This window comes from Vreelandella venusta, assembly GCF_007989605.1.
GTDB classification, from domain to species: domain Bacteria; phylum Pseudomonadota; class Gammaproteobacteria; order Pseudomonadales; family Halomonadaceae; genus Vreelandella; species Vreelandella venusta.
In genome coordinates this window covers 258,183-282,467 of record NZ_BJUL01000002.1, presented here as the reverse complement: position 1 = coordinate 282,467, position 24,285 = coordinate 258,183, and the positions used below count along the sequence as shown (strand labels likewise).

Sequence of the window (24,285 nt, the reverse complement as noted above, 5' to 3'; positions counted from 1 at the left end):
TTTCATAAGGAAATTTCAGCTAAAATTGCCAAGCACTCTATATGAAACAACATAACACGGCCCAAATAGCGTATCGAGTAAATGCACTTATCACGTTCAGTAGGGACTCTTTGGTATCGCATAGCGCTTTATATGGCGTTTGTGGCGATGCATTTCCTACTGGGCGGGCCGCTAATTTCGCAGTATCAAGCAGGTGGGCAACATCACGCTAACCACGGCACTGACCACTCCTCTAGCCATTCATCAAGTCATCAGAACGGAAACCATCATCAGCACGCGGCCCCGCAAGCAAGTCAACATCACCACTCTTCAGGCCATGCTGAAGCGGTAGAGCCGATATTCAACTGGTTTCACCAATGTGGCTACTGCACCGTCTGGCAACAGTTTCCAACGACACCAACCGTTCTTCCCGCGATCAGCCAGCAAGCGTTTATCACGCATGGGCAACTGCTGACGCAACCGACACAGGCGATGCGCTCCTGTGATAACTACCCCCACGCGCTAACGCGAGCTCCGCCCTTTTTGCGACGTGTATAACGCCACATCGTCAGCCCTTTCAGCCTGAAGCTCGCTTCAGGCGAGTGGCTGTCTACATCAAAAAAAGGGATCATCATGTCGCATCTAGCTACTGGGCATGGCGTCGTTACGCCTGCCCGTTTAAAAAACCGTTTTCAACGACACGCACTAACATTAAGCATCGCCGCGGCATCGAGCGTGGCTGTTCAAAGCACATGGGCACAGTCGCCTGCCGCTCACCACGACCATCATCATGCGCTCAACACCATGGTCGTCACCGCTGTACCGCTAAGCTCGCCACTTACGGTGGAAACTGACCCACGCATACCGCGCCAACCGGCCCCTGCCAGCGACGGTGCCGACTACCTTCAGACCATTCCGGGGTTCTCTGCCATTCGTAACGGCGGCACCAACGGTGACCCGGTTTTCCGTGGCATGTTTGGCTCGCGTCTACGGGTGCTGACCAATGGCAGCCAAATGCTAGGCGCCTGCCCGGCGCGCATGGATGCGCCGACGTCTTATATTTCACCTGAAAATTACGACAGCCTCACCGTCACCAAAGGGCCACAGTCGGTGCTATGGGGGCCAGGTGCCTCAGCGGCAACGGTGCGCTTTGACCGCGGCCCAGAAGAGTTCCATGAACCGGGCGCACGTGTAGATGGCAGCGTCATGCTGGGCACCTATGGTCGCTTTGATCGCCGCATTGATGCCGCAGTGGGTAATCAAACAGGCTATCTGCGCATTACTGGCAACCAATCAGAGGCCAACGACTATAAAGATGGCGACGGCAACGCTGTGCCCTCTCAGTGGGATAAATGGAACGGCGACGTGGCCATAGGCTGGACACCCGACGACGACACTTGGCTTGAAGTCACCGCTGGCCGAGGAGACGGCGAAGCGCGCTATGCCGGACGGGGCATGGATGGCAGTAAGTTTCTGCGCGAAACCGTGGGCATACGTTTTCAGCGCGAGAATTTAGGCGAGCACTGGAAACGTCTTGAAATGCAGGCCAACTATGCCTACGCCGACCATATTATGGATAACTTTACCCTTCGTTCACCGGGCAGCATGAGCATGGGTGGCGGTATGGATATGGGCGGCGGCATGGACATGGGCGGCGGCATGGACATGGACGATGGCATGGACATGGGCGGCGGCATGGATATGAGTAACGGCATGGCCATGCGGGTTGATCGCCGTACTCGAAGTGCGCGCGCTGCGTCCACCTGGGAGTGGGAAAACACCACCTGGATCGCTGGCGTCGACGTTGAACATCAGGTACACCGCAACCTGGATGGAGAGCGCTGGCAACCCGATTACGAGCAGACCCAGTTCGGCGCCTTCAGCGAGGTCACCCGGTATATAGGTGAACGTGACCGCCTGATTGGTGGTGCCCGGGTAGACCGCTATCGCGTCAGTGACGAGAGCCTGGATACGGCTACCGCAGGCCTTACCCGCCGTGACACTCTGCCCAGTGCCTTTGTCCGCTACGAGCAAGATTTAGCCTCAGCACCAATCACTTGGTATGCCGGTGTTGGGCATGTGGAACGCTTTCCTGACTATTGGGAGCTAAGCTCCAACAAAGCAGGCCCGGCCGGCAGCTTGAATGCCTTCGATGGCGTTCAAGCCGAAAAAACCACCCAGTTGGATATCGGTGCTCAGTACAACGACCAGCGCTTGAGCGCGTGGGTGTCCGGATATGCAGGATATGTAAACGATTTTATTCTGTTTGATTACAACACAGCGGGCATGGGCACTACTCAAATCGATAACATTGATGCCCAGATTGCAGGTGCCGAAGTGGGCGCCAGCTATCAAATAACCGACAACTGGGTGGGCAATGCATCCCTGGCCTATGCCTGGGGACGTAATGCCGACGACAATGAAGCCTTACCTCAAATCCCACCGCTGGAAGCTAATGTTGGCTTGACCTATGCACGCGACGCTTACTCCGTGGGCGGCCTATGGCGTGGCGTCGCGGCACAAAACCGCACTGCGCTCGAAAAAGGCAATGTCGTCGGCCAAGACCTGGAATCATCCTCAGGTTTCGGGGTGTTCTCGCTTAATGGCGCGTATCACGCAAGCAACCACCTAACCTTGAGTGTGGGTGTGGATAACGTTTTCGACACCACTTACACCGAGCACCTGAACCTAGCGGGTAACGCCGCTTTTGGCTACCCCGCTGATCTGGATCGCGGTATTAACGAGCCTGGCCGGATGGTGTGGGCACGGGCCGACTTCAGCTTCTGATTCACTCAGGTGCTCAGTAGAGCACCTGTTTCCCCTGACTCATTAAACCAGCAGGCTCGTTGCCTGGTGGTCTGGAGACACTACATGACGACCGCGTCCCCCTCACAAGAAGGTAAGCGCAAAACCTTCGATCTTTATCGCGCCGTTTGGCGCTGGCATTTTTACGCTGGCCTTTTGGTGCTGCCGTTTATGATTAGTCTGGCGATCACTGGCGGGCTGTATTTATTCAAAGACGAACTGGACGCGCTGATATACGCTGATGTTAAGCGCGTGGCCGTTCAAGAGGCCACGCTGCCTCCCTCTGCACTGGTAAGTGCAGCGCTGACGGCTCATCCCGGCACCGCCGTAAAATTCACCGACCCCGCGACGCCGGATAGCTCCGCGGAGATCACGGTTAACACAGCGGAGGGCGAGCGATTAGCGGTTTACGTTAACCCTTACACGGCTAATGTACTGGGAGCACTGGATGACCGCGGTACAGTCATGTGGACCGTTCGCTATTTACACAGTTTGAAATACTTTGGCCCAACGGCGCGCAAACTGATTGAAATAGCTGGCGGCTGGTCAATTCTACTGGTGCTCACCGGCATCTACCTGTGGTGGCCACGGCGTAAAGGCGCAGGCGGCGTGGTTAGCGTACGTGGCAAGCCGAAAAGCCGGGTATTCTGGCGCGATTTGCATGCGGTTACCGGGCTATTTGTCGGCGCCTTTATCGTCTTTCTAGCGATCACGGGCATGCCCTGGTCAGGCGTGTGGGGCGGGCAGGTTAACCAGTGGGCCAACGGTAACAATTTTGGCTACCCCGCCGGTGTGCGCGTTGAAGTGCCCATGTCGGAGGCACGTTTAAACGAGCAAAGCCCAACCAATTGGTCACTCGAACAGGCACAGCTCCCAGAATCCTCACAGCAGCCAGGTCAGGCAGAGAGCATCGGCCTTGACGGTGCTGTCGCCATTTTCAATGAACTGGGATTACATCATGGCTATGCCGTCAGCCTGCCGACTACGGCAACCGGTGTGTACACCGGCTCGGTCTATCCCAATGACCTTAGCCAACAGCGCGTGGTCCACCTTGATCAGTACACTGGCGAGCGCTTGATCGACATGAGCTATGCCGACTATGGACCCTTGGGCCGCTGGTTGGAATTTGGTATTAACGTGCATATGGGTCAGCAGTTTGGATTATTCAATCAACTCTTGTTCTTGGCGGTCTGCCTAGCCATTATTCTGCTGGCAGTGTCAGCAGCGGTGATGTGGTGGAAGCGACGCCCCTCAGGCGCGATGGGAGTCCCACCACTACCGAGCGATAAACGGGTGTTTCGTGGCCTAACTGTCATGCTGGTGATCGGGGGAGTTATTTTTCCGCTCGTCGGCGCTTCCTTGATCTTTATGCTTATCGTTGACTGGTTTGTCGTTCAACGCTTACAGGAACGCCGTTTAGCGAGTCAAACTGCCTAAGCCTTGCTCAACAAATCGTTCCTTATCATCAATCCTATGCGCTAATTTATGAGGAGCTAGGAAAATGGTGCCTTTCCACCAATGCACCATTTTCCCATGCGCCTGATGTTTATTCCCGCCATCACCCAGGCTCACCTCTCAGCTCATTTCAACGCCGTTTATCCGCTTGACATTGGGTTAATTGCGCCACAAACTTAGCCAAGGCTATACTTTTTTCCAAAAAGAAATAAACTTGCACGAAGCAACGCTGCTTTAATCATCCTCTATCCCATGTAGAGTCTGGAGCTTAATAATGGCAACAAAGCATGCAGTGATCCTATTAACAACGCTGCCTTTAAGTGCGTTGGCAACTGCCGATGAGACGCCCTTAAACGTGGTGGCAACGATTGGGATGATTGCCGATGTGGCGCAGGAAGTCGGCGGCGAATGCGTTAATGTGGAAGCCATGATGGGCCCAGGCGTAGATCCCCATTTGTATCAGGCAAGCGCTAGCGATGTGGCAACACTGCGAAACGCAGAACAGATTTTCTACTCAGGCTATTCGCTGGAAGGCCAGCTAGGCGACGTACTGGAAAGGTTCTCCGAGCGCACACCTACGCTTGCCGTCGCCCCTGCCTCGATTGACCCCGCATCATTGATTACCTCACAGGATGTGTACGGCATCGATCCTCATCTGTGGATGGACGTTTCTTTATGGGCACAAACACTGCCCACGCTCAATACTGCGCTGAGTGAAGCGCGCCCCGACTGCGCCGCGACGTTTGATGCCAATACCGAGCGTTATCAGACTCAACTGCTTGCCCTACACGAATGGGTAACAGACAGTATCGCCAGCATTCCCGATGAGCAACGCATTTTGGTCACCGCTCACGATGCCTTTGGTTACTTTGGCCGCGCCTACGATATCGACGTGGAAGGCATACAGGGCATTAGCACAGAAACGGAAACGGGTATTGCTGATATTCGCAACATGACAGATATTGTGGTGGATCGCGCGGTTCCGGCCCTTTTCATCGAGAGCACCATTAACCCGCGCACGGTTCAAGCCGTCATTGATGCCGCCCAACAGCGGGGCCAGGTTGTCGAAATTGGCGGTGAACTCTACTCCGATGCCATGGGCGACCCGGACACGGTCGATGGCACTTATATGGGCATGATCTACCGCAACACCCAGCATATTGTCGAAGCGCTTGGCGGTACCCTGGCACCGCTTCCCGAAGAAATGAACGATTGGGCTACCGAGTGGAAGCTCGCTCACTAATCATTCAATAAGGCACTGCAACAATGGCGACACCCGCAACAACCGACACGGCGCTCAGCATTCAGAACCTGACCGTCAGCTATCATAATCAGCCCGTTCTCTGGGATATTAACCTGGAGATTCCTACCGGCGTGATGGCAGGCATTGTCGGCCCTAACGGGGCGGGTAAGAGCACGCTAATCAAGAGCCTGCTGGAGCTTGTACCATCGCTTTCCGGCGAGGTCATGGTGCATGGCCGCCCCTACGCCTCACAGCGCAGGCGCGTTGGCTATGTGCCGCAGCGCTCCAGCGTCGATTGGGACTTCCCGACCACCGCGCTGGATGTGGTCACCATGGGGCTTTACGGTCGCCTGGGTTGGCTCCGGCGCCCAGGGCGTAAAGAGCGTAACGAGTCACTGGAAGCCCTGGAAATGGTGGGAATGAGCGCCTACGCTGACCGCCAGATCAGCCAGCTTTCCGGCGGCCAGCAGCAGCGAGTGTTTCTGGCCCGCGCACTGGTGCAACAGGCCGATGTGTACTTTCTCGACGAACCCATGGCCGGGGTTGATGCCACCACCGAGCGAGCCATTATCGACATTCTGCGCCGCCTACGTGATGCGGGTAAAACGCTGATTGTTGTCCACCATGACCTGCAAACCGTACGTAATTACTTCGACTGGCTGTTGCTGCTTAACGTCCGCGTGATTGCCAGCGGCAAGGCTGAAGAGGTGTTTAATATTGACTATCTGCGTCAGGCGTACGGTGGCCAGATTGCCCTGTTGAACGATAGCGACGCCCTGATGTTCACTGCTTCGAAGGTGAAATAACTCATGCAGTGGCTTGACCTTCTTTCTGATTACACCTTTCAAAACGTGGTGATTGGTGCCTCGCTACTGGGGCTGATCAGCGGCCCACTGGGCTGCTTTGCGGTGTTACGCCGCCAGAGCCTGCTCGGTGACGCCATCTCCCACGCGGCGCTGCCCGGCGTGTGTTTAAGCTTTATCATCACCGGCAGTCGGGATATGGGCGGCGTTATCATTGGCTCATTGGCCACTGGCTCGTTAGCCGCGCTAACGATGCTGCTGCTGACCCGCAAAAGCCGCTTGAAAACCGATGCCGCCCTCGGCATTTGCCTAAGCATTTTCTTTGCTATTGGCATCGTGTTACTGACCTATATCCAGGGTACCAACAACGCCTCCCAAGGGGGGCTAGAAGCCTTTTTGTTCGGCCAGGCCGCCGCTACGCTACGCTCGGATCTGTGGGTAATGGGCAGCATCACCCTTGTCACTCTCACTCTGCTCGCCATCTTCTGGAAACAAGCCAAGCTGGTCACTTTTGATGGGCAGTACGCCCGCTCGCTCGGCATGCCTGTCAACGCCATCGAAGCCGCGCTTACCGCTATGGTGGCGCTCGCCGTGGTGGTCGGCTTACAAATGGTTGGCGTGATACTAATGGCCGCCATGATCGTGGCGCCAGCCGCTGCGGCCCGGCAGTGGAGTCGTCACTTGGGGGGGATGCTGGTTATTGCCGCTGGCATCGGTGTTGTCAGTGGGGTCTCGGGAGCAACCATCAGTACCTTGTCCCGTGGTCTGGCAACCGGTCCGCTGGTGATTCTCACCGCAACGGTTATTGTCATCATCTCGCTGGCGCTTGCTCCCGGACGTGGCCTGCTGTGGGGCTTCATCAAGCATTATCGCCAAAAAGAAGCGTTGCAGAAGCAGCAGTTACTCTACACGCTTTACAAGCACCCCGACGCCTCCCGACACTACCGTGCAACATTTGGTGCACGCATGGTGCTGAGTAAACTTAAGCGCCAAGGCTACCTTATACGCTCCTCTGACGGCGGCGCCGGATGGGCGCTAACATCGCTGGGAGAAAAGGCAGCGAAACAGGTGGTCGCCACCTTTGAAGAGGTCGTGACATGATTGCTGAATTACTAACCAACACGGCGCTGCCCATTATTCTGGTAGGTGCCATGGTTGGCATTGCCTCCTCAGCGGTGGGTACCTTCCTGGTGCTGCGCGGCAACAGCATGCTCACTGATGCGATTAGCCACTCGATTGTGTTTGGCATAGTGATTGTCTGGCTGCTGACCAAACAGCAAAGCGGGCCGGTGCAGCTAATAGGCGCCGCATTAACCGGGCTATTAACCGTGTTACTTACCGAGGCCCTGGCCAACACCAAGCGGGTAAAGCAGGATGCCGCCATCGGCCTGGTTTTCCCCGCGCTGTTCTCCATCGGCGTGCTGTTACTTAATGTCTACGCCAACGATGTGCATATCGACACGCATACTGTGCTGCTCGGTGAAATCGGCTTTGTCTGGTTGGATACTCTCGACATTTTCGGTCTACCCATCCCCAAGGCGCTGGTATCGATGAGCGTAATGACACTGATCAATTACGCGTTTATCGGGCTCTTTTATAAGGAGCTGAAACTAGCCACCTTCGATCCAGCGCTGGCCAAAACGTTCGGCTTTATGCCTTCGATTCTTTTCTATGTGCTGCTAATGCTAACTAGCTCCACCGCCGTAGCGGCCTTTGATGCGGTGGGGGCAGTACTGTTTATCGCCTTTGCCATTGTGCCCGCTTCCGCCGCCTATTTATTGACCGACCGGCTGTGGATGATGTTTATCATCGGTGCGCTAATTTCGATCGCTTCAAGTATTTCTGGCTACTACCTCGCCGTGTATTTCAATGTCTCCATTGGCGGCATGATGGCGATAATGACCGGCGTTTTCCTAATCCTCGCCTTTTTAGCAGGCCCACGCTACGGCGTGATTACTCAGTCCATGAAACGCCGCCGCGCCCGCGAAACACCAGAAGCGCCAAGTTCGTTGCGCTAGTAGAGATTAGAGGCGATGTCTTCCTTATTGCCCCTCTCACTTGACGCCTGACCAGGCGAGGCGTATACCATTTGATAGCTCACTGAAATATCAAATGAGAAAACATCATGGATATCCACTTCACTCAGTACCAGCCACCTAAAGCCCTGGCATCGAGCTTCTGGCAGCAGATCGGCCTGCCCGCCAGAGGCCGTAAGCTGCATGAACTGTTGCATGAAGGCGTGGCGTACCGGGTTTACCCGCAGCTTGCCAAGGTGTCGGGCATCGAGCAGAAGGCACTGGCGCGCTACGTGGATATTCCCTCTGCCACGCTGAGCCGTCGCGCTAAATCGGGGCGCTTCAAAATGGCGGAGAGCGACCGATTGTATCGCTTTGCCGAGCTCTTCAAGGCTGCGCTGGATCTGTTCGAGGGTGACGCGGAGGGCGCGCGTGCCTGGCTGCTCAAGCCCAATGCTGGGCTAGGCGGGCGAAAGCCTGTTGAAATGAGCGTCACATCGGCCGAGTATCAAACGGTGCTGAACCTGATCGGGCGGCTGGAGCATGGGGTCTCGGTATGAGCGAGGTCTCCGCTTATCGGCTGGTTAAGCGTAAATTTCAGGAAACAGCGTTTGACGGCGAAGGTGCACGCCTTTATGGCGGGCGTTGGAACAGCCCTGGCAACGCCTGTGTGTATGTGGCAAGCACCGAGTCGCTGGCGCTGCTTGAAATCATGGTGCACCTGGAAAGCTATCAGCTGCTCAATGCCTATGCGCTACTGCGCCTGACGTTGCCAGCCGATAGCATTCTAGGTGTTGGGGAAGCCGATCTACCGGACAACTGGCGGGAAGCGCCTGCGCCAGCAGAAACGGCCGATCTGGGCGACGGCTGGTTGGACTCCGGCCAGAGTCTGGCCTTGGCAATTCCCAGCGTGGTTGTGCCAAGAGAGTTCAACTACATGCTCAACCCTGAGCATCCCCTGTTTGATCAAGTCATCACGACGGCAGAGGCGCTGCCCTTTCAGCCCGACCCACGACTTTGAACCGGGTGTGGATAACTTAAACGGTCAAGTGCTGTTTGATCAGTTCGTTGGAAAGCTCGGCGATCTCGCCTTTGGCCACCGGACGGCCGCGATCCATAATCACAAAGCGGTCGGCGTATTTGCGGGCAAAGGGTAGCTTCTGCTCGACCAGCAGTACCGTTAAGCCATCTTCCTTGATCAGCTGACGAATCACCTGACCGATTTGCGCCACGATATTGGGCTGAATGCCCTCCCCTGGCTCATCCAAAATCAGTAGCTTGGGCTCTATTACCAGCGCACGGCCAATGGCGAGCTGCTGTTGTTGACCACCAGATAAGTCACCGCCACGGCGGTGCTTCATCTCTTTTAAAACCGGGAACAACTCATAGATACGCTCGGGGATTTTTTTCAGCCCATCACGGCGCGCTGCCAAGCCGGTGCGTAGATTTTCTTCCACGCTGAGCAGCGGAAAAATCTGTCGCCCCTGGGGGACAAAACCAATGCCCAAGCGAGAGCGCGCTTCCACGGCTTTTTGGGTCAGCTCAATGTCGCTGCCCTCCCCCTGATAGCGTAGCTGGCCACTCTTTACGGCCACTTCGCCCATAATGGCTTTCATTAAGGTGGTTTTACCCACCCCGTTGCGGCCCATCACGCAAGTGCACTGGCCTTCAGGCACATCAAGGTCTAAATCCCACAAGGTATGGCTTTCGCCGTAGAACTGGTTAAGCTTTTCAATCGTCAGCATTAGGCAGCCTCCTCATCGTCCGCACCCAGATACACCTCAACCACCTTGGGGTCGTTTGACACCTGGTCCATACTGCCTTCCGCCAGCACGCTGCCTTGGTGCAACACGGTCACTTTACGGGCAATGGAGCGTACAAAGCCCATGTCGTGCTCTACCACGACCACCGACTGCTTACCGGCGAGGCCCGTCAGCAGCTCTGCGGTACGCTCCATCTCCTGCTCCGTCATCCCGGCGACGGGTTCATCTACCAGTAGCAGGCGCGGGCGCTGCATTAACAGCATGCCAATTTCCAGCCACTGCTTTTGGCCGTGGGAAAGAATCCCTGCTGGCTGGTAGCGCAGCTCGGTCAGGCCAATCGTTTCAAGCACTTCATCGATGCGGTCTTTAATTTCACCGCTCATGCGGGCAGTCAGCGTGGGAAAAATGCGCTTATCAGCGGCCATCGCCAACTCCAGGTTTTCAAACACACTTAGCGCTTCAAAGACCGTGGGCTTTTGGAACTTACGACCAATTCCCAAGCTGGCGATATCCGGTTCATTCATTTGCAGTAGATTATGGCGGCTACCAAACCACACGCTGCCTGCGTTGGGGCGCGTTTTGCCAGTAATGATGTCCATCATGGTCGTTTTACCGGCCCCGTTGGGGCCGATAATGCAGCGCAGTTCACCATCATCAATGGTCAGGTTTAAGTTATTGATTGCCTTGAAGCCATCGAAGCTCACCGAGACATCTTCCATATACAGAATCGGGCCATGGCGCACATCCACCGGTGATGCCTGAGGGGCCATAAACTCAAACACCCGATCCCGCGTGGTTAGCGATTGCAACAAACTCATGCGGTAGCCTCCTTTGGCAAGGCAACGGATTTTTGGCGACGTTTTAGGTGGCGCAATAACCCTGCAACGCCTTTGGGTAGCAACACGGTGACCAAGACAAACAGCGCGCCTAAGGCAAACAGCCACGCATCGGGCATCACGCCGGTGAAGATGGTTTTGGCATAGTTGACTAAGATTGCCCCGATAACCGCTCCATATAGCGTGGCGCGGCCACCCAGTGCCACCCATAGCACAATTTCAATCGAGAAAATTGGCGAGAACTCACTGGGGTTGATAATCCCTACCTGAGGGACATAAAGCGCGCCAGCCAAGCCTGCCAGCATGGCGGAAACCACGAATACAAACAGCTGGAAGCGTTCGACCCGATAGCCAATAAACCGCGTGCGAGCCTCGGCGTCCCGGGTTGCCACACACACCCGGCCTAGCTTGCTGGTAACAATCGCTCGGCACAGGATGTAGCCCAGCGCCAGCGCAACCCCGGTGGCAATAAACAGCCCTAAGCGGGTGTCGTTGCTGCGTAGGTTGTAGCCCAGCAGCTCACGAAAATCGGTCAGCCCGTTGTTGCCACCAAAGCCCATCTCATTGCGGAAGAATGCCAGCATCAGGGCGAAAGTCAGCGCCTGGGTAATAATCGACAGATACACCCCAGTGACCCGCGAGCGAAACGCTAAAAAGCCGAAGACCAGGGCCAATAGCCCAGGGGCTAACAGCACCATGGCAAACGCAAACCAGGCCATATCAAAACCGAGCCAGTACCAGGGCAAGCTGTCCCAGTTGAGAAACACCATAAAATCCGGCAGTACCGGGTCACCATAAGTACCGCGATCACCGATTTGGCGCATCAGGTACATGCCCATGGCGTAACCGCCAATGGCAAAAAACGCCCCGTGGCCCAGGCTCAGAATGCCCAAATAGCCCCATACCAAATCCACCGCCACTGCCAGCAGCGCGTAGCTTAAGTACTTACCGAACAGATTCACGGTATAAGCATTAACGTGCAGCGGGTGGCCTTGGGGCAGCGCTAAATGGAGCACCGTAACCAGCAACAGGGCGGCAAACAGCACGCCAAGAAAAATCTGCGTGGCCCGTTCGCTAAACGGGCGGGTTAGCCAAAACTGGCGTGAAGATGATTGCGTCATTAATGAGATCGTTGATGACATCGCTTAGCCCTCCGCAGCCCGGCCCTTCTGCGGGAAGAGTCCACGCGGGCGTTTTTGAATAAACAGAATGATGAACACCAGGACAATAATCTTGGCCAGCACGGCGCCCGCCCAGGGTTCCAACACCTGGTTGATAATGCCCAGGGAAAGCCCAGCCACCAGAGTGCCCCATAGATTTCCCACGCCGCCGAAAACGACGACCATAAAGGAATCAATAATGTAGTTCTGGCCCAGATTGGGGCCAACGTTGGTCAGCTGTGATAACGCAACGCCTGCCAAACCAGCGACGCCAGACCCTAATGCGAAGGTCATAATATCGACCCGCGTGGCACGGATACCCATGGAGCGTGCCATGGCGCGGTTTTGGGTCACTGCACGCACTTCAAGCCCTAGTCGCGTGCGGCGCATAATCAGCATCAGCGCGGCAAACACCACCAGTGCAAAACCGAGTACAAACATACGATTAAGAGTCAGCGACAGCGCATCGTTAATCACTAATGAACCGCTCATCCATTCGGGCGTTATGACCGTACGGTTTAGCGGTGAAATCACCGTTCTCACCAGCTGCTGTAAAATCAGGCTGATACCGAACGTCGCCAGCAACGTTTCCAGCGGACGCCCCTTCAGGAACTGAATAACGCCCCGCTCAATGGCAATGCCCACCAGCGCGGCCACCATAAAGCCCGCAGGGATCGACAGAATTAGCGCCAATCCTGGCTGGCCGGGCAACAGCTGCTGCATCATCCAGGTGGTATAAGCGCCAAGCATGATTAGCTCACCATGAGCCATATTGATAACGCCCATCACGCCAAAGGTAATGGCCAGGCCAATCGCCGCCAACACCAGTACCGAGCCAAGCGAAAGCCCGAAGTAGAGTGTTTCCAGGCCACGGTTAATTTTGAGATTCTGCTCGATGCTGCTCAGCGCTTCATTGGCGGCATCGGCAATCATGGGGTCATCGCTATTCGCCGCGCGACTAAGCGCTACTCGAACACGTGGATGCAAACTGCCTCGCAGCGTTTCAACGCCTTCAAGCTCGCCGCTTTCAACTTGGTAAATCGCCAGCGCCTGGGTCAGCCTGCGCACTACCTCAGCGTCTTCTTCGTCAGCAATCAGTTGACTGAGCGGTTCGGCCAGCTCCTCATCGACCTCGCCCAGTAAGCGGCTGGCGGAAGTACGCCGGCGCTCAACGTTTGGCGAATACAAGTCCACTACGGCAATAGCGCTGCGTAGCTGATTGCGTAGATTGTTATTAATGCCTATACGATCCAGGTCGCGGCGGGACATCTCCCCCAGCGGTTCATTGGTCAGCGCATCTGCAACTGGCCAATCGCGACCTTGATTGTCGAGCACCACCACAAAACGACCGTCGTCAGTGCGCTGCAAGCGACCGTCCAACAAGGACTGCAGCCAATCACGCGCGCGCTCATCATCGCTTTGCAAAATAGCGTTGATCGCTTCGCCTTTGGCGGAATAGGAACGCACGTCCAGCGCGTTTAGTAGCTCAAGCGCCGCTGCGTCATCAGCCTCAACGGTGGCGCTTGTTTGTGCCTGGGCGGTGACTGTGACGCTTAACAACAGCAGACACAGCAACCCTAAGGAAAAGAAACGCCTCATGGGGTTCTTCCTTTGGTTAACAAAAAGGGGGGAACTGAAGATAACGGTGCCAAGAACAAGTTTCCGCGAGGGCGCTGTGAACCCATCCATGGGCGCTACTTTCGCCATCTGACCGCCATGGATGGCGGAAATGCCGGAATAGCCAGGAGCATTTTCCGGCCATGGCGAAAGCCCCTCGCTTCAACCTGTCCTTACACCACAGCGTTAACAGCGGTCATTTCCCTGCTATATATCGCTTTACTTACTCAGCGAGAGCCGCTTCGGCTTCTTCTGCTGCGGTGCTGCCACCACACGAGCCGTTCACCACGTTGAAGTTGCCGCACTCCATGGGCTTGCGCCAATCGGCAATCAAATCACGTGAGCCAGGCAGGTAGTCAGACCAGGCATCGCCCGCTACGGTAGAAGGCGTTTGCCAGACAATATCGAACTGGCCATTGTCTTGAACTTCACCAATCAGTACCGGTTTAGTGATGTGATGGTTGGGCATCATCGCCGCATAGCCACCGGAAAGGTTAGGCACGGCAACACCGATAATCGCGTCTTTCACCGCATCCACGTCGGTAGTGCCTGCTTTACGCACCGCTTCGGCCCACATGTTGAAGCCAATGTAGTGCGCTTCCATGGGGTCGTTAGTGACGGCCTCTTCGTCGCCGGTGTAGTCGATCCAGGCGTCGATAAAGTCGTAGTTGTCATCAGTATCGACGCTCATAAAGTAGTTCCAGGCCGCCAAGTGGCCGACTAGCGGCCCCGTATCGATGCCGGTGAGCTCTTGCTCGCCCACAGAGAAGGCGATGACCGGAATATCGGCAGCATCGATGCCTTGGTTAGAAAGTTCGGTGTAAAACGGCACATTGGCATCGCCGTTAATCGTCGAGATAACCGCCGTGGGTTTACCCTCTTCACCAAAGCGGCGTATTTCTGACACGATATTCTGCCAGTCTGAATGGCCGAACGGCGTGTAGTTGATCATGATGTCCTCATCAGCGATGCCATGCTCATCTTTGAGGAACGCTTCGAGAATACGGTTGGTGGTGCGCGGATAGACGTAGTCGGTGCCGACCAGCGCAAAGCGTTCGATGCCGACTTCGTTAATCAGATACTCAACCGCAGGAATCGCCTGCTGATTGGGGGCGGCACCGGTATAAAAGACGTTTTCCGAGGACTCCTCACCTTCATACTGCACCGGGTAGAACAACAGGCCGTTAAGCTCTTCCACTACCGGTAGTACTGCCTTACGGGAAACGGAGGTCCAGTTGCCGAAGATCACGTCGACCTCTTCTTGCGCCAATAGCTCTCTTGCACGCTCAGCAAATAGCGGCCAGTTAGAGGCAGGGTCGACAACCACTGCTTCAAGCTGGCGACCCAGCAAGCCACCCGCGTCGTTTTGCTGTTCAATAAGCATCTCAACGGTATCTTTAAGCACCGTCTCACTGATCGCCATGGTGCCGGAGAGTGAGTGAAGGATACCGACCTTGATTGGATCATCATCCTGGGCAATGGCCTGTGTACTGGCCCCCATAACGGCGGCGGCCATTAAGGCAGTAGCGAAACGGCCAGCAGTACGAGGGTGTGTCTTGCGCTGCAATGTGGTCACTTGAACCTCCTTGCGCCCCTTATGACGGGGCTCGTTATTTGAGCTTCGCGGCCAAGGACTCCCGTTATGTAACGCGGGAACAATTATTACGGGGCTTGGTGCATCCACTAGCTCCTAGCTTTTGCAAGGTTTGCGCCACACGACAAAAAGAAACACTAAAAATATTAAAATCAAAAAGTTAGTTATAGAAAAAGTAGTCCCGTTTTCACCGACCGCACTACCGTGGCGCGCCAACATCCAAAAAATGCACGCTGTTTATGCACCACAACGACACCTCGCACCAATAGTGCGCTTTGCGTTGCATACGGCGATTAATCCCGCCCCATTGCTTGCATAAAAAAAGCGCCCTAGGAAACCCTAGGACGCTTTACACGCCTGCCGGTGCTCTATTCAGCAGTGTTCAAACGCTTAGTGCGGCGCTTTTTCAGCAGCGGTAAACCAAGCGATAGCACAGCGATGACCAGTAACGACAGTGAAATCGGCTTGTCGATAAAGGTCGTCCAATCCCCACCGGAGATCTGCAGCGCGCGACGCATGGACTCTTCCATGATGTTGCCAAGAATGAGCGCCAGAATCAGTGGCGCGGCAGGGAAGCCGAACAAGCGCATTCCCAAACCAACCAAGCCAAAACCAAGCAGCAGTAATAAGTCGAACACGCTGAAGCTCATACCGTACACACCGATCATGCAGAAGATCAAAATCAGTGACAGCAACAATGGCTTGGGCAGATCGAGAATCTTGGCGATCAGCGGAATCAGCGGCAGGTTAAGCACCAGTAGGAAGATATTGCCGATATACATACTGGCGACCACGCCCCAGAACACATCAGGACGCTGTTCAAGCATCATCGGGCCAGGATTAACGCCCATCACCAACAGTGCGCCAAGCAGTACGGCGGTGGTGCCAGACCCCGGCACCCCCAAGGTTAACAGCGGTACAAACGAACCGGTGCACGCCGCATTATTTGCCGCTTCTGGCGCAGCAACGCCTTTGATGTTGCCTTTACCAAAGGTATCGCCGTCTTTGGCAATGCGTTTTTCCATGCTATAGCCAAGAAACGAGCCGATGGTCGCGCCGGCGCCCGGCAGTACACCGGTAAAGAAGCCCAATACTGAACTGCGGCTAACAGGGCCTGCTATCTGCTTGACTTCACTGCGGGACAATTTCAACGACCCGATCGCGTTACGTGGCGCTTCTTTACCACCACCTCCGCGCAGCAACATGTAGAACACTTCGGCTAACGCGAAGATACCCAGCGCGACGACCAGAAAGTCGATACCGTCGAGCAGGTGAATAGAGCCAAAGGTAAAGCGCTCGGTGCCGGTTTGCATATCAATCCCGACAATCGAGATCATCACCCCGATAACAGCGGCAATTAAGCCTTTAACCAGCGACTTATCGGATAGCGACACAACCGCGGTTAAGCCCAGCACCATCAACGCGAAGTATTCAGCCGGGCCAAAGCTCACCGCGACTTTGGAGAGCAGCGGCGCAATTAACATCAAGAAAACAACGGAGATGGTACCGCCAACAAAGGAGGAGTAAGCGGCAATCGCCAGCGCCTTACCTGCCAACCCTTGCTTGGCCATCGGATAGCCGTCAAAAGAGGTCGCAACCGTTCCCGCCACACCGGGGGCGTTCAGCAAAATAGACGAGGTGGAGCCGCCAAAAATAGCGCCGTAATACACCCCAGCCATCAAGATCAGCCCTGAAGAGGGCTCCATAGCGAAGGTAATCGGGATCATCAGCGCCAACGCGCTGATCGGCCCAAGGCCGGGCAACATGCCGATAATGGTGCCAGCAAAGACACCGGCAAAGACGTAAGCGATATTGATAGGCTCAAGCGCGATGCCAAAGCCGTACATTAGATTGTTAAAGGCATCCATGGGAGTGTCTCTCTTTTAAACCCGCTAACAGTGGGCAAGCGCGGCCTGGTTAAAACGGCAGCACGCCAGTGGGTAGGTAAACATCCATTACCCGCGTCATGGTCAAATACAGCGCTAACACCACCCCAAGCGATGTTGCCAGATTGACCCCATGGCGGCGGTAGCCGTAGTAAGCGGTTAGGCCAACACACAGCAGCGTTGAAGCCAGCACAAAGCCTAACGGCACAAGCAGGAACGCGTAGGCCGCAATGGCGATGGCGGTGACGATCACCCGCGCCCAAGGCGTTAGCAGTAGCGGCCCCTGGGTTTCGGCTTGATCAATCTGATCGGCACCCGCAATAGGCCCCGGACGCTCAAAAAACAAGCACGCCGACAGGAATAGCAGAGAAACACCTAACACTTTTGGAAATAGGTCAGAATCCACTGGGCGGGGCAGCGGAAAGTTGGGGATTTGCCAGGCCATTGCCAGATAGGCAGCCGCCACTAACGCCAACACAAGCGCTAGCCATTGGTTGGTATTGAATCGAGTCATGGGAAAGCTCTCCGAAGACGTCATTGCAGAACAGCAAGACCCTTGCGGTATCAGACGGAAGATCCCGGTGGCACGCTGCCACCGGGGGAGCCTTTGGGACGAGCGCTTACTGGCGCATCAGCCCCAGGTCGGTCAACACGCTGCTAAACTGCTCTTGTTGCTCATCCAGGAAGGTAGCGAAGGCGTCGCTATCCTGGTAGGCATCAATCCAGCCCAGCTGGTCGCTTGCTTCGCGCCATGCATCCGTTTCGAGCATTTCGGCGAAGAGCGTCTCGTAGTATTCAACCGCCTCTTTAGGCATTTCCGGCGCACCCATTACGCCACGCCAAATATCGAAGGTGTAGTCGTAACCCTGCTCTTGGTAAGTGGGTACATCGGCCAGTCCACCGCCCAGACGCTCTGCGGAAGACACGCCCAGCGCGCGCAGCTGGCTACCTTCACCCAGCTGACCTACCGCTTCACCGGCACCGCCAATAACTGCCTCGATATGGCCACCCATCAGGTTAGTCATGGCATCGCCACCACCTGAGAAGGGAATGTAGTTGACCGAGGAGGCTTCCATACCCGCCGCGGAAGCAAGACCGGCAACCGAGATGTGGTCCATCGAGCCCGGCGCACTACCGCCACCCACGCTTAAGCTAGGGTTCTCTTTGAGCGCTGCGAAAAGATCATCCAGGTTTTGATACTCGGAGTCTGCCGCCACCAAAATAATCGAATAGTCGGTATTGATGCGCGCAATCGGGGTGAAATCAGTGTGGTCGTAACGCGATGCGCCTGCCAGGGGAACTAAAATCATCGGCGGGCTGGTAGCGAAAAGTTTATGCGGATTGCCGCTATCACGGGCTACCTGAGCCCAGGCAACTGCACCGCCGCCGCCAGGTACGTTAATGGCTGCGAAGCTTTCGTCGGCCAGCTCTTCTTGCTGAATAACGCGGGACATGGTGCGCACTAGCGTATCCCAGCCGCCACCGGGGTTGGCCGGTGCAACAAACTCAATCGAACGGTTCGGTGTCCACTCTTGGGCGCTGGCGGACGTTGTCATGGCAAAGGCTGCCATCGGTAAAGCAAGCACGGCAAAGCGCTTTAGGGGAAGCATGGTCATGGGCGTTCTCCACATTAGCTATGTTGTTATATTGGCTGTGTTATAGATAGTTGTTATCTACGTATCTTTGTGTGGTGACGCCCTGCACATTAGAAGACCGCTACTCCTCGCGACAAGCTTATGACCATTAATGGCAAAAAGTGCTTTTTGTGCGTTTTGTTCATTTTGTTCACGGCCGGTTAGAACGGCTTATTTACAGTGATTCCAGCCATGTTGAGGAAGACTCAAGTAGCCGATAGCGCCGCTCAGGGCGACCGACATCGCCATAGCCAATTTCTGCATTAACCGCTTGTTCAGCCACTAAAAACTCCAAATAACGCCGCGCTGTTGAACGGCTTGCGCCCATTGCCTGCGCTACCTGCATCGCCGTTTGGGAATCATGTTCGGCTGCCAGCGACTCCACCACACGACGCAGGGTCAAACGGTCAATGCCTTTCGGCAGCGTGCGCGTAGCTTGCCGCGCAGATTCACTTGGCTGTAAGCGAGCAAGCACTTGGTCCAGCTCGTCTTGACTCATTTCAGCCCGGTTCGCCAATGCCTCTCGCTCGCGACGAAAACGTGTCAGCATTTGTGTCATACGCGCCGCTTCAATCGGTTTAATCAGATAATCAAAGACGCCACCACGCAACGCTTCGCTGATGGTTTCTACTTCGCGGGCGGCTGTCACCATGACGATATCCACATGCACATAGTCGCGGCGAATCGCCCATAGCAGCTCCAGACCCTCTACATCAGGCAAGTAAGCATCTAATAAGATGAGCTGAACAGCATCAGCATGCTGGGCCATCAGGGCTTTTGCTTCACTGCCGTTACGTGCCAGCCCCACCACATAAAAGCCGTCGCTCTGCTCAATAAAAGCCTTATGGATATCAGCAATGCGAAAATCGTCTTCGACGACCAAAATACCGTACTGCGCCGCAGACATAGTGTTTCCTCTTCCTGGCGTCGTTATTATGATTTAAGGCGTTGTGGCGACTTGGTCGCAAAGCGAACGATCCAGCACGGCAATAAAGCACGCGCCGCCTAGCTCGCTCTCTTCTAATGTCACCTCGCCGCCATGCTGACGGCACAACCGCGCGACCAGTGCTAATCCAATGCCACGATGTTTACCGGTTTTGGTAGAAAACCCATCTTGAAAGATCGACTCCGCATGCTCGCCGGGCACACCTGAGCCGTTATCCTCTACCTCAATCAACAGCTGCTCGCCCAGATCCGTAAAGAACAGGCGAACTTTCGGTGTGTCACTGTTTGGACCATTAAGCGCTGCATGACAGGCGTTATCTAATAAGTTGCCCACAACGCTAATCATGACCTCCTGCCCAGTGACCGTCAGTGGGCAAGAGAGCGAGCTCTGCTCATCAATTTCCAGCGCAACTCCCAACTCCCCTGCTCGCGTCAATTTACCCAACAAGATGCCGCTGAGTACCGCGTCAGCTACGTGACGCATTAAAAAGCTCATTTGCGCCTGGGCACGTTCGGTTTCATGATGAATCAACGCTAGCGCCTCATCAACGCGATTAAGCTGCAAGAGACCAGAAATGGTGTATAGCTTGTTGGAAAACTCGTGGGCCTGGGCACGCAGCATATCCACATCACGGCTTGCCCGGGTAAGTGCCTGAGAAAGATCAATAATTTCCCGGCGACTGCGAAATGTCGCAACGGCGCCTTCGATCTCTCCTTCGTGCAGAATGGGCACTCGATTAGCCACCACAGGATGGTCGCCCAGCCACATTTCCTGGTCAAACTCTTGCTCGCCGTGCTTTAACACCTCGATCAAGCGCGAGTTGGGCACCACCTCACGAATTGGTTGCCCCAGCAAGACCTGTTCATCCGATAGCCCTAGAAAACGGCGGGCCTGCTGATTCACTAAGGTGATCTGGCCATCGCGGTTAACCGCCAGAATACCTTCGTGGATAGATTGCAAGATGGCCTCTTTTTCCATGGCCAAGCGGGCTATTTCATAAGGTTCTAAACCAAGGATGACTTTTTTAAGGTGCTGCGACAGCCAATAGGCCCCGGCAAATCCTAGCAAAATCATCAGCGCCACTAACGCCCACCCCAGGCTGGTATAGCGAGCCACATCCATATCGACTCGTTCTAGCATAAAGCCCACCGAAACTACCCCGATGATATTACCCTCTTCATCCCAGATAGGCGTTTTGCCGCGCATGGCGGTGCCTAACGTTCCGGTAGCTTCCGATACGTATGACTGACCGTAAATCAGCGCCTGATCGTTATCCCCGCCCACCATTGGCTGACCAATACGCTCAGGCACGGGGTGCGAGTAGCGAATCGACTGGGCATTCCCCACCACCACATAACGGGCACCGGTTTCATGGCGAACGCGTTCAGCAAGCGGCTGGATAATCAGCGAAGGGTCGGGGGTCGAGAAAGCATTAACAATTTGCGGCATGCCCGCGACGGTTTTGGCCACTGCCAATGCCCGTTCGCCCATTTGGTGGGTGATAATTTCTGCTTTACGGTGGTTCAAGTAGGTGCCTTGCGCTAGCAACATCCCCGCCAGCAGAAAGCCGACCAGCAGCATGACTTGCAGGCGAAAGCTTCGCGTGTACCAGCGTCGTTTGGCGCGCGTACGGCGCCAACGCTGTAATTCGGCTAGCGTACGGGGGCGTGGGGCGGTCATAAAGGAACTCACTAGGCGCGACAGCGTCATTATGGCATGCAGCGCCAAGTGGCGTTAGCCATGGCGCTTTTTCGACTGTTTGCTTATTTAGCAGCCACTGATTTTTTTTATCGATATACTCAGCGCTTTTAAAGCGTGCATGACGAACTCTCATCCTGCAACATCGCAGCCGCTCACAAAGACTGACACTCACGGAGGAGTTACGTGTTGAGGTTATTAAAAAATGTCTTATTAGCTAGCTTGTCGCTGTGGGCAACTTCCGCCGCTGCTTATCCGTTTTACGCCCCACCACCGCCACAAGATGATACGCCGGTGTTTAGCGGCGATGCCGAACTTGGTTTTACCCACCTTTCCGGCAACACCAATAGCCAAACATTGATCGGCAAGACACGGCTGACTTGGCTGACGGGGGATTTCACTCATTCGCTGCGCGGTGAAGTCCGCAATGTGAGTAAAAACGGAGAAACCAGCGCTGAGCAATATTTAGTAGCAGGCAGGGAGCGTTTTGATTTTAGCGGCCCCCACTATCTGTTTGGCTTTGCCCGCTGGGAAAAAGACCGCTTTGCCGGCTACGACCAGCAGCTTTCTGCCATTGGTGGCTATGGGAGGCAATTGCTAGCGGGTAAACAACATTCACTATCGTTAGAAGCAGGCCCTGGCTATCGTAATGACCGATTACGCGGCGCTGATAATGAGCAATTGGCAGTTGCTTATACAGCACTCGACTATCAATTTGGCTTCTCAGATTATGCGGATATCGTTCAAGAAATGTCGGTGGAATATACCCGTCAGAACACTACAGCGCGTTCATTAACGGCACTAACGGCTCGACTAAATTCACGACTTTCGCTACGCCTTTCCCATGAAATCAAACACAACTCGCAGCCGCCTGAGGATACTAGCGAACGTACTGACAGCACCACCAGCGCATCACTGCTCTATCACTGGTAGCGCGCCGCTGCTTTCCTGCCACACAAAGAAATATTTTTTATTATCAGTGAGTTACAAAAAATGCCAACCAATTGCGGCTGCCATTAACCTATTCATCATGGTGCATCTCGCTTATTTTTCGCACTATTTTTATGCAATCCTCCCCGGGCATTAGACTTTGGTCTATACACCAGGTATACTGTCCACAGTTTCCTGTCCTCGCGCCATTCATTGAATGGCGCTTTTTTTTGTTTCGAAAATCGGATGCTTTCAGGCATTACGCCTACTCACGCACGGTTTAGTTAAGCTCAATGCTCTGCTTACCCATCCCCTGATTAAACATACCCCTGATTAAACATAGGTGTTCTTAATGAACCACCCTGCCAAGACAAGCGAGGGCACTGCGCGGTTTTCCCTCGGCGATCCCATCGTACTGGTGCTTAGCATCGGTTTCATCGTGGCGTTTCTTGCCCTCTCCTTTTATGACATTGATCTTGTCGCCAACTCAATCAGCGCCGGCTTTGCTTGGACAGCCCTGGTGCTAGGCAGCTACTTTCAATTGTTACTGTTACTGACTTTTTTTATTGCCATTGGCCTAGCAGTTACACCAGCGGCAAAAGCCAAGATTGGCAATCTTGATGCACCAGAAATGAGTACCTTTAAGTGGCTATCGATTATTCTGTGCACATTGCTGGCAGGAGGTGGGGTCTTCTTCGCCGCCGGAGAGCCGGTCTATCATTTTGTGGTAACGCCTCCTGCCTTTGACACCGAAGCTGGCACCGCCGAAGCCGTCTCAAGCGCCCTTGCCCAATCGTTCATGCACTGGGGCTTTTTGGCCTGGGCGGTACTTGGCTCGCTAACCGCGGTGGTGCTTGCCCACGCTCACTATGTGAAAGGCCAGCCACTGCAACCACGCACACTGCTTTACCCGGTTTTTGGCGAGCGGCTTATGCGTGGCCCGCTAGGTAGCGTGCTAGACGCTTGCTGCGTGATTGCGTTGGTAGCAGGTACTGTCGGCCCCATCGGATTTCTAGCGACTCAGGTAAGTTTTGGCTTGCATGAGCTGTTCGGTCTTCCCGACGGCTACCTCGGGCAGCTTATTATCCTTGCGGTACTAGGTTGCATTTACGTGCTCTCTTCGATGAGCGGTGTTCATAGAGGCATTCAACTACTTAGCCGCTTTAACGTACTGCTGGCACTTGCCATTGGCGCGGTGATCATCGTGTTTGGCCCTACGCTGTTTTTGGTCAACACTTATCTGTCGAGCATGGGCGCTTACATTAGTAAGTTTTTCACCATGGCAACCATGACCGCCGACACCGCTCCCGCTTGGTGGATGCAGTGGTGGACCGTCTTTTTCTTTGCCTGGTTTATTGGCTATGCACCGCTGATGGCGATTTTCGTGGCGCGTATTTCACGCGGACGCAGTATTCGCGAAATGATTCTTGCCGTGGCGGTACTCGCCCCTATTGCGACGACCGTATGGTTCACTCTGCTGGGCGGCTCAGGCATTTATTATCAGCTCATGGGCGTCATTGATCTGACAGAAGCACTGAATAATTTCCAGTTTGATGTCGCGACGCTTACCGTGGCCCAAGCGCTCCCCGGCGGCACCTGGATGGCACTGGCAATTTTGTTATTGACGACAATTTTTGTGGCTACCACAGGTGATTCGATGAGTTATGCCATTGCCGTAGTAGGCGCTGGCCATGATGACCCAAGCCCATACGTGCGTGCTTTCTGGGGGATTGCCATGGCGCTAATGGCGGCGGTGCTGCTGTATATGGGAGCAGGACAAATTGGTGCCTTACAGCAATTTATCGTGATTACCGCGATTCCCGTTTCACTGATTTTACTGCCATCGCTGTGGAATGGCCCCCAGGCAGCCTATGCCATGGCGCGCGAACAGGGCATTATCGAGTAACGGTTAAAGCCCTAA

At 54.9% G+C, this 24,285-nt stretch carries 21 protein-coding genes; 11 read left to right on the top strand and 10 right to left on the bottom strand.

Features of this window, described 5'->3' with window-relative positions; all coding sequences use genetic code 11:
• Window positions 1–81: 81 nt before the first annotated feature.
• From HVE01_RS03510 to HVE01_RS03470, 9 genes are all read left to right on the top strand, one after another.
• Window positions 82–537, top strand: coding sequence for a DUF2946 domain-containing protein (locus HVE01_RS03510; protein WP_146942394.1), 456 nt, complete (start codon window positions 82–84; stop codon window positions 535–537).
• A 75-nt stretch (window positions 538–612) separates the two neighbouring features.
• Entirely contained in the window at window positions 613–2,766 is a 2,154-nt protein-coding gene (locus HVE01_RS03505; protein WP_146942392.1) for a TonB-dependent receptor domain-containing protein, read from the top strand.
• A gap of 84 nt (window positions 2,767–2,850) precedes the next feature.
• Window positions 2,851–4,221, top strand: coding sequence for a PepSY-associated TM helix domain-containing protein (locus tag HVE01_RS03500; RefSeq protein ID WP_146942390.1), 1,371 nt, complete (start codon window positions 2,851–2,853; stop codon window positions 4,219–4,221).
• Window positions 4,222–4,513: 292 nt separating this feature from the next.
• Complete coding sequence (locus HVE01_RS03495) at window positions 4,514–5,482, top strand: metal ABC transporter solute-binding protein, Zn/Mn family (protein WP_146942389.1); 969 nt, start codon at window positions 4,514–4,516, stop codon at window positions 5,480–5,482.
• A gap of 23 nt (window positions 5,483–5,505) precedes the next feature.
• Complete coding sequence (locus tag HVE01_RS03490; protein WP_125752743.1) at window positions 5,506–6,288, top strand: metal ABC transporter ATP-binding protein; 783 nt, start codon at window positions 5,506–5,508, stop codon at window positions 6,286–6,288.
• 3 nt (window positions 6,289–6,291) lie between these two features.
• Window positions 6,292–7,386: a metal ABC transporter permease gene (locus HVE01_RS03485; RefSeq protein ID WP_146942387.1), complete on the top strand. Its 1,095-nt coding sequence runs from the start codon at window positions 6,292–6,294 to the stop codon at window positions 7,384–7,386.
• Window positions 7,383–8,303 carry a metal ABC transporter permease gene (locus HVE01_RS03480; protein WP_146942385.1) on the top strand — a complete coding sequence of 307 codons (921 nt, stop codon included), beginning with the start codon at window positions 7,383–7,385 and terminating at the stop codon, window positions 8,301–8,303. Before HVE01_RS03485 ends, HVE01_RS03480 begins: the two co-directional genes overlap by 4 nt.
• 107 nt (window positions 8,304–8,410) lie before the next feature.
• The gene (parS, locus tag HVE01_RS03475; protein WP_146942383.1) at window positions 8,411–8,860 is read left to right on the top strand and encodes a type II RES/Xre toxin-antitoxin system antitoxin; all 450 of its coding nucleotides are present in this window, start codon (window positions 8,411–8,413) and stop codon (window positions 8,858–8,860) included.
• Window positions 8,857–9,321: an RES family NAD+ phosphorylase gene (locus HVE01_RS03470; protein ID WP_146942381.1), complete on the top strand. Its 465-nt coding sequence runs from the start codon at window positions 8,857–8,859 to the stop codon at window positions 9,319–9,321. Before parS ends, HVE01_RS03470 begins: the two co-directional genes overlap by 4 nt.
• Before the next feature lie 16 nt (window positions 9,322–9,337).
• Here HVE01_RS03470 and urtE read toward each other — a convergent pair whose 3' ends face one another.
• The 10 genes from urtE to HVE01_RS03420 form a co-directional block, all read right to left on the bottom strand.
• The gene (gene urtE, locus HVE01_RS03465; protein WP_125752753.1) at window positions 9,338–10,045 is read right to left on the bottom strand and encodes an urea ABC transporter ATP-binding subunit UrtE; all 708 of its coding nucleotides are present in this window, start codon (window positions 10,043–10,045) and stop codon (window positions 9,338–9,340) included.
• Window positions 10,045–10,881 carry an urea ABC transporter ATP-binding protein UrtD gene (urtD, locus tag HVE01_RS03460; RefSeq protein ID WP_146942379.1) on the bottom strand — a complete coding sequence of 279 codons (837 nt, stop codon included), beginning with the start codon at window positions 10,879–10,881 and terminating at the stop codon, window positions 10,045–10,047. Before urtD ends, urtE begins: the two co-directional genes overlap by 1 nt.
• On the bottom strand, window positions 10,878–12,041 hold the full coding sequence (gene urtC, locus HVE01_RS03455; RefSeq protein ID WP_171880209.1) for an urea ABC transporter permease subunit UrtC: 1,164 nt from the start codon (window positions 12,039–12,041) through the stop codon (window positions 10,878–10,880). Before urtC ends, urtD begins: the two co-directional genes overlap by 4 nt.
• Before the next feature lie 3 nt (window positions 12,042–12,044).
• The gene (gene urtB, locus HVE01_RS03450) at window positions 12,045–13,658 is read right to left on the bottom strand and encodes an urea ABC transporter permease subunit UrtB (protein ID WP_146942377.1); all 1,614 of its coding nucleotides are present in this window, start codon (window positions 13,656–13,658) and stop codon (window positions 12,045–12,047) included.
• A 241-nt stretch (window positions 13,659–13,899) separates the two neighbouring features.
• Window positions 13,900–15,252, bottom strand: a complete 1,353-nt coding sequence (urtA, locus tag HVE01_RS03445; protein ID WP_146942375.1) for an urea ABC transporter substrate-binding protein — start codon at window positions 15,250–15,252, stop codon at window positions 13,900–13,902.
• Window positions 15,253–15,638: 386 nt separating this feature from the next.
• Entirely contained in the window at window positions 15,639–17,138 is a 1,500-nt protein-coding gene (locus HVE01_RS03440; protein WP_146942373.1) for a tripartite tricarboxylate transporter permease, read from the bottom strand.
• A 49-nt stretch (window positions 17,139–17,187) separates the two neighbouring features.
• Entirely contained in the window at window positions 17,188–17,670 is a 483-nt protein-coding gene (locus HVE01_RS03435; RefSeq protein WP_125752768.1) for a tripartite tricarboxylate transporter TctB family protein, read from the bottom strand.
• A gap of 106 nt (window positions 17,671–17,776) precedes the next feature.
• A complete protein-coding gene (locus HVE01_RS03430) occupies window positions 17,777–18,772 on the bottom strand; it encodes a Bug family tripartite tricarboxylate transporter substrate binding protein (RefSeq protein ID WP_146942371.1) in 996 nt (331 codons plus the stop codon).
• A 193-nt stretch (window positions 18,773–18,965) separates the two neighbouring features.
• Complete coding sequence (locus HVE01_RS03425) at window positions 18,966–19,697, bottom strand: response regulator (RefSeq protein WP_146942369.1); 732 nt, start codon at window positions 19,695–19,697, stop codon at window positions 18,966–18,968.
• 33 nt (window positions 19,698–19,730) lie between these two features.
• Complete coding sequence (locus HVE01_RS03420; RefSeq protein ID WP_125752778.1) at window positions 19,731–21,416, bottom strand: ATP-binding protein; 1,686 nt, start codon at window positions 21,414–21,416, stop codon at window positions 19,731–19,733.
• 207 nt (window positions 21,417–21,623) lie between these two features.
• On the opposite strand from HVE01_RS03420, the gene HVE01_RS03415 reads away from it, so the two are divergent.
• Complete coding sequence (locus HVE01_RS03415) at window positions 21,624–22,367, top strand: DUF481 domain-containing protein (RefSeq protein ID WP_146942367.1); 744 nt, start codon at window positions 21,624–21,626, stop codon at window positions 22,365–22,367.
• 349 nt (window positions 22,368–22,716) lie between these two features.
• Entirely contained in the window at window positions 22,717–24,270 is a 1,554-nt protein-coding gene (locus tag HVE01_RS03410) for a BCCT family transporter (protein ID WP_146942365.1), read from the top strand.
• Window positions 24,271–24,285 lie beyond the last annotated feature (15 nt).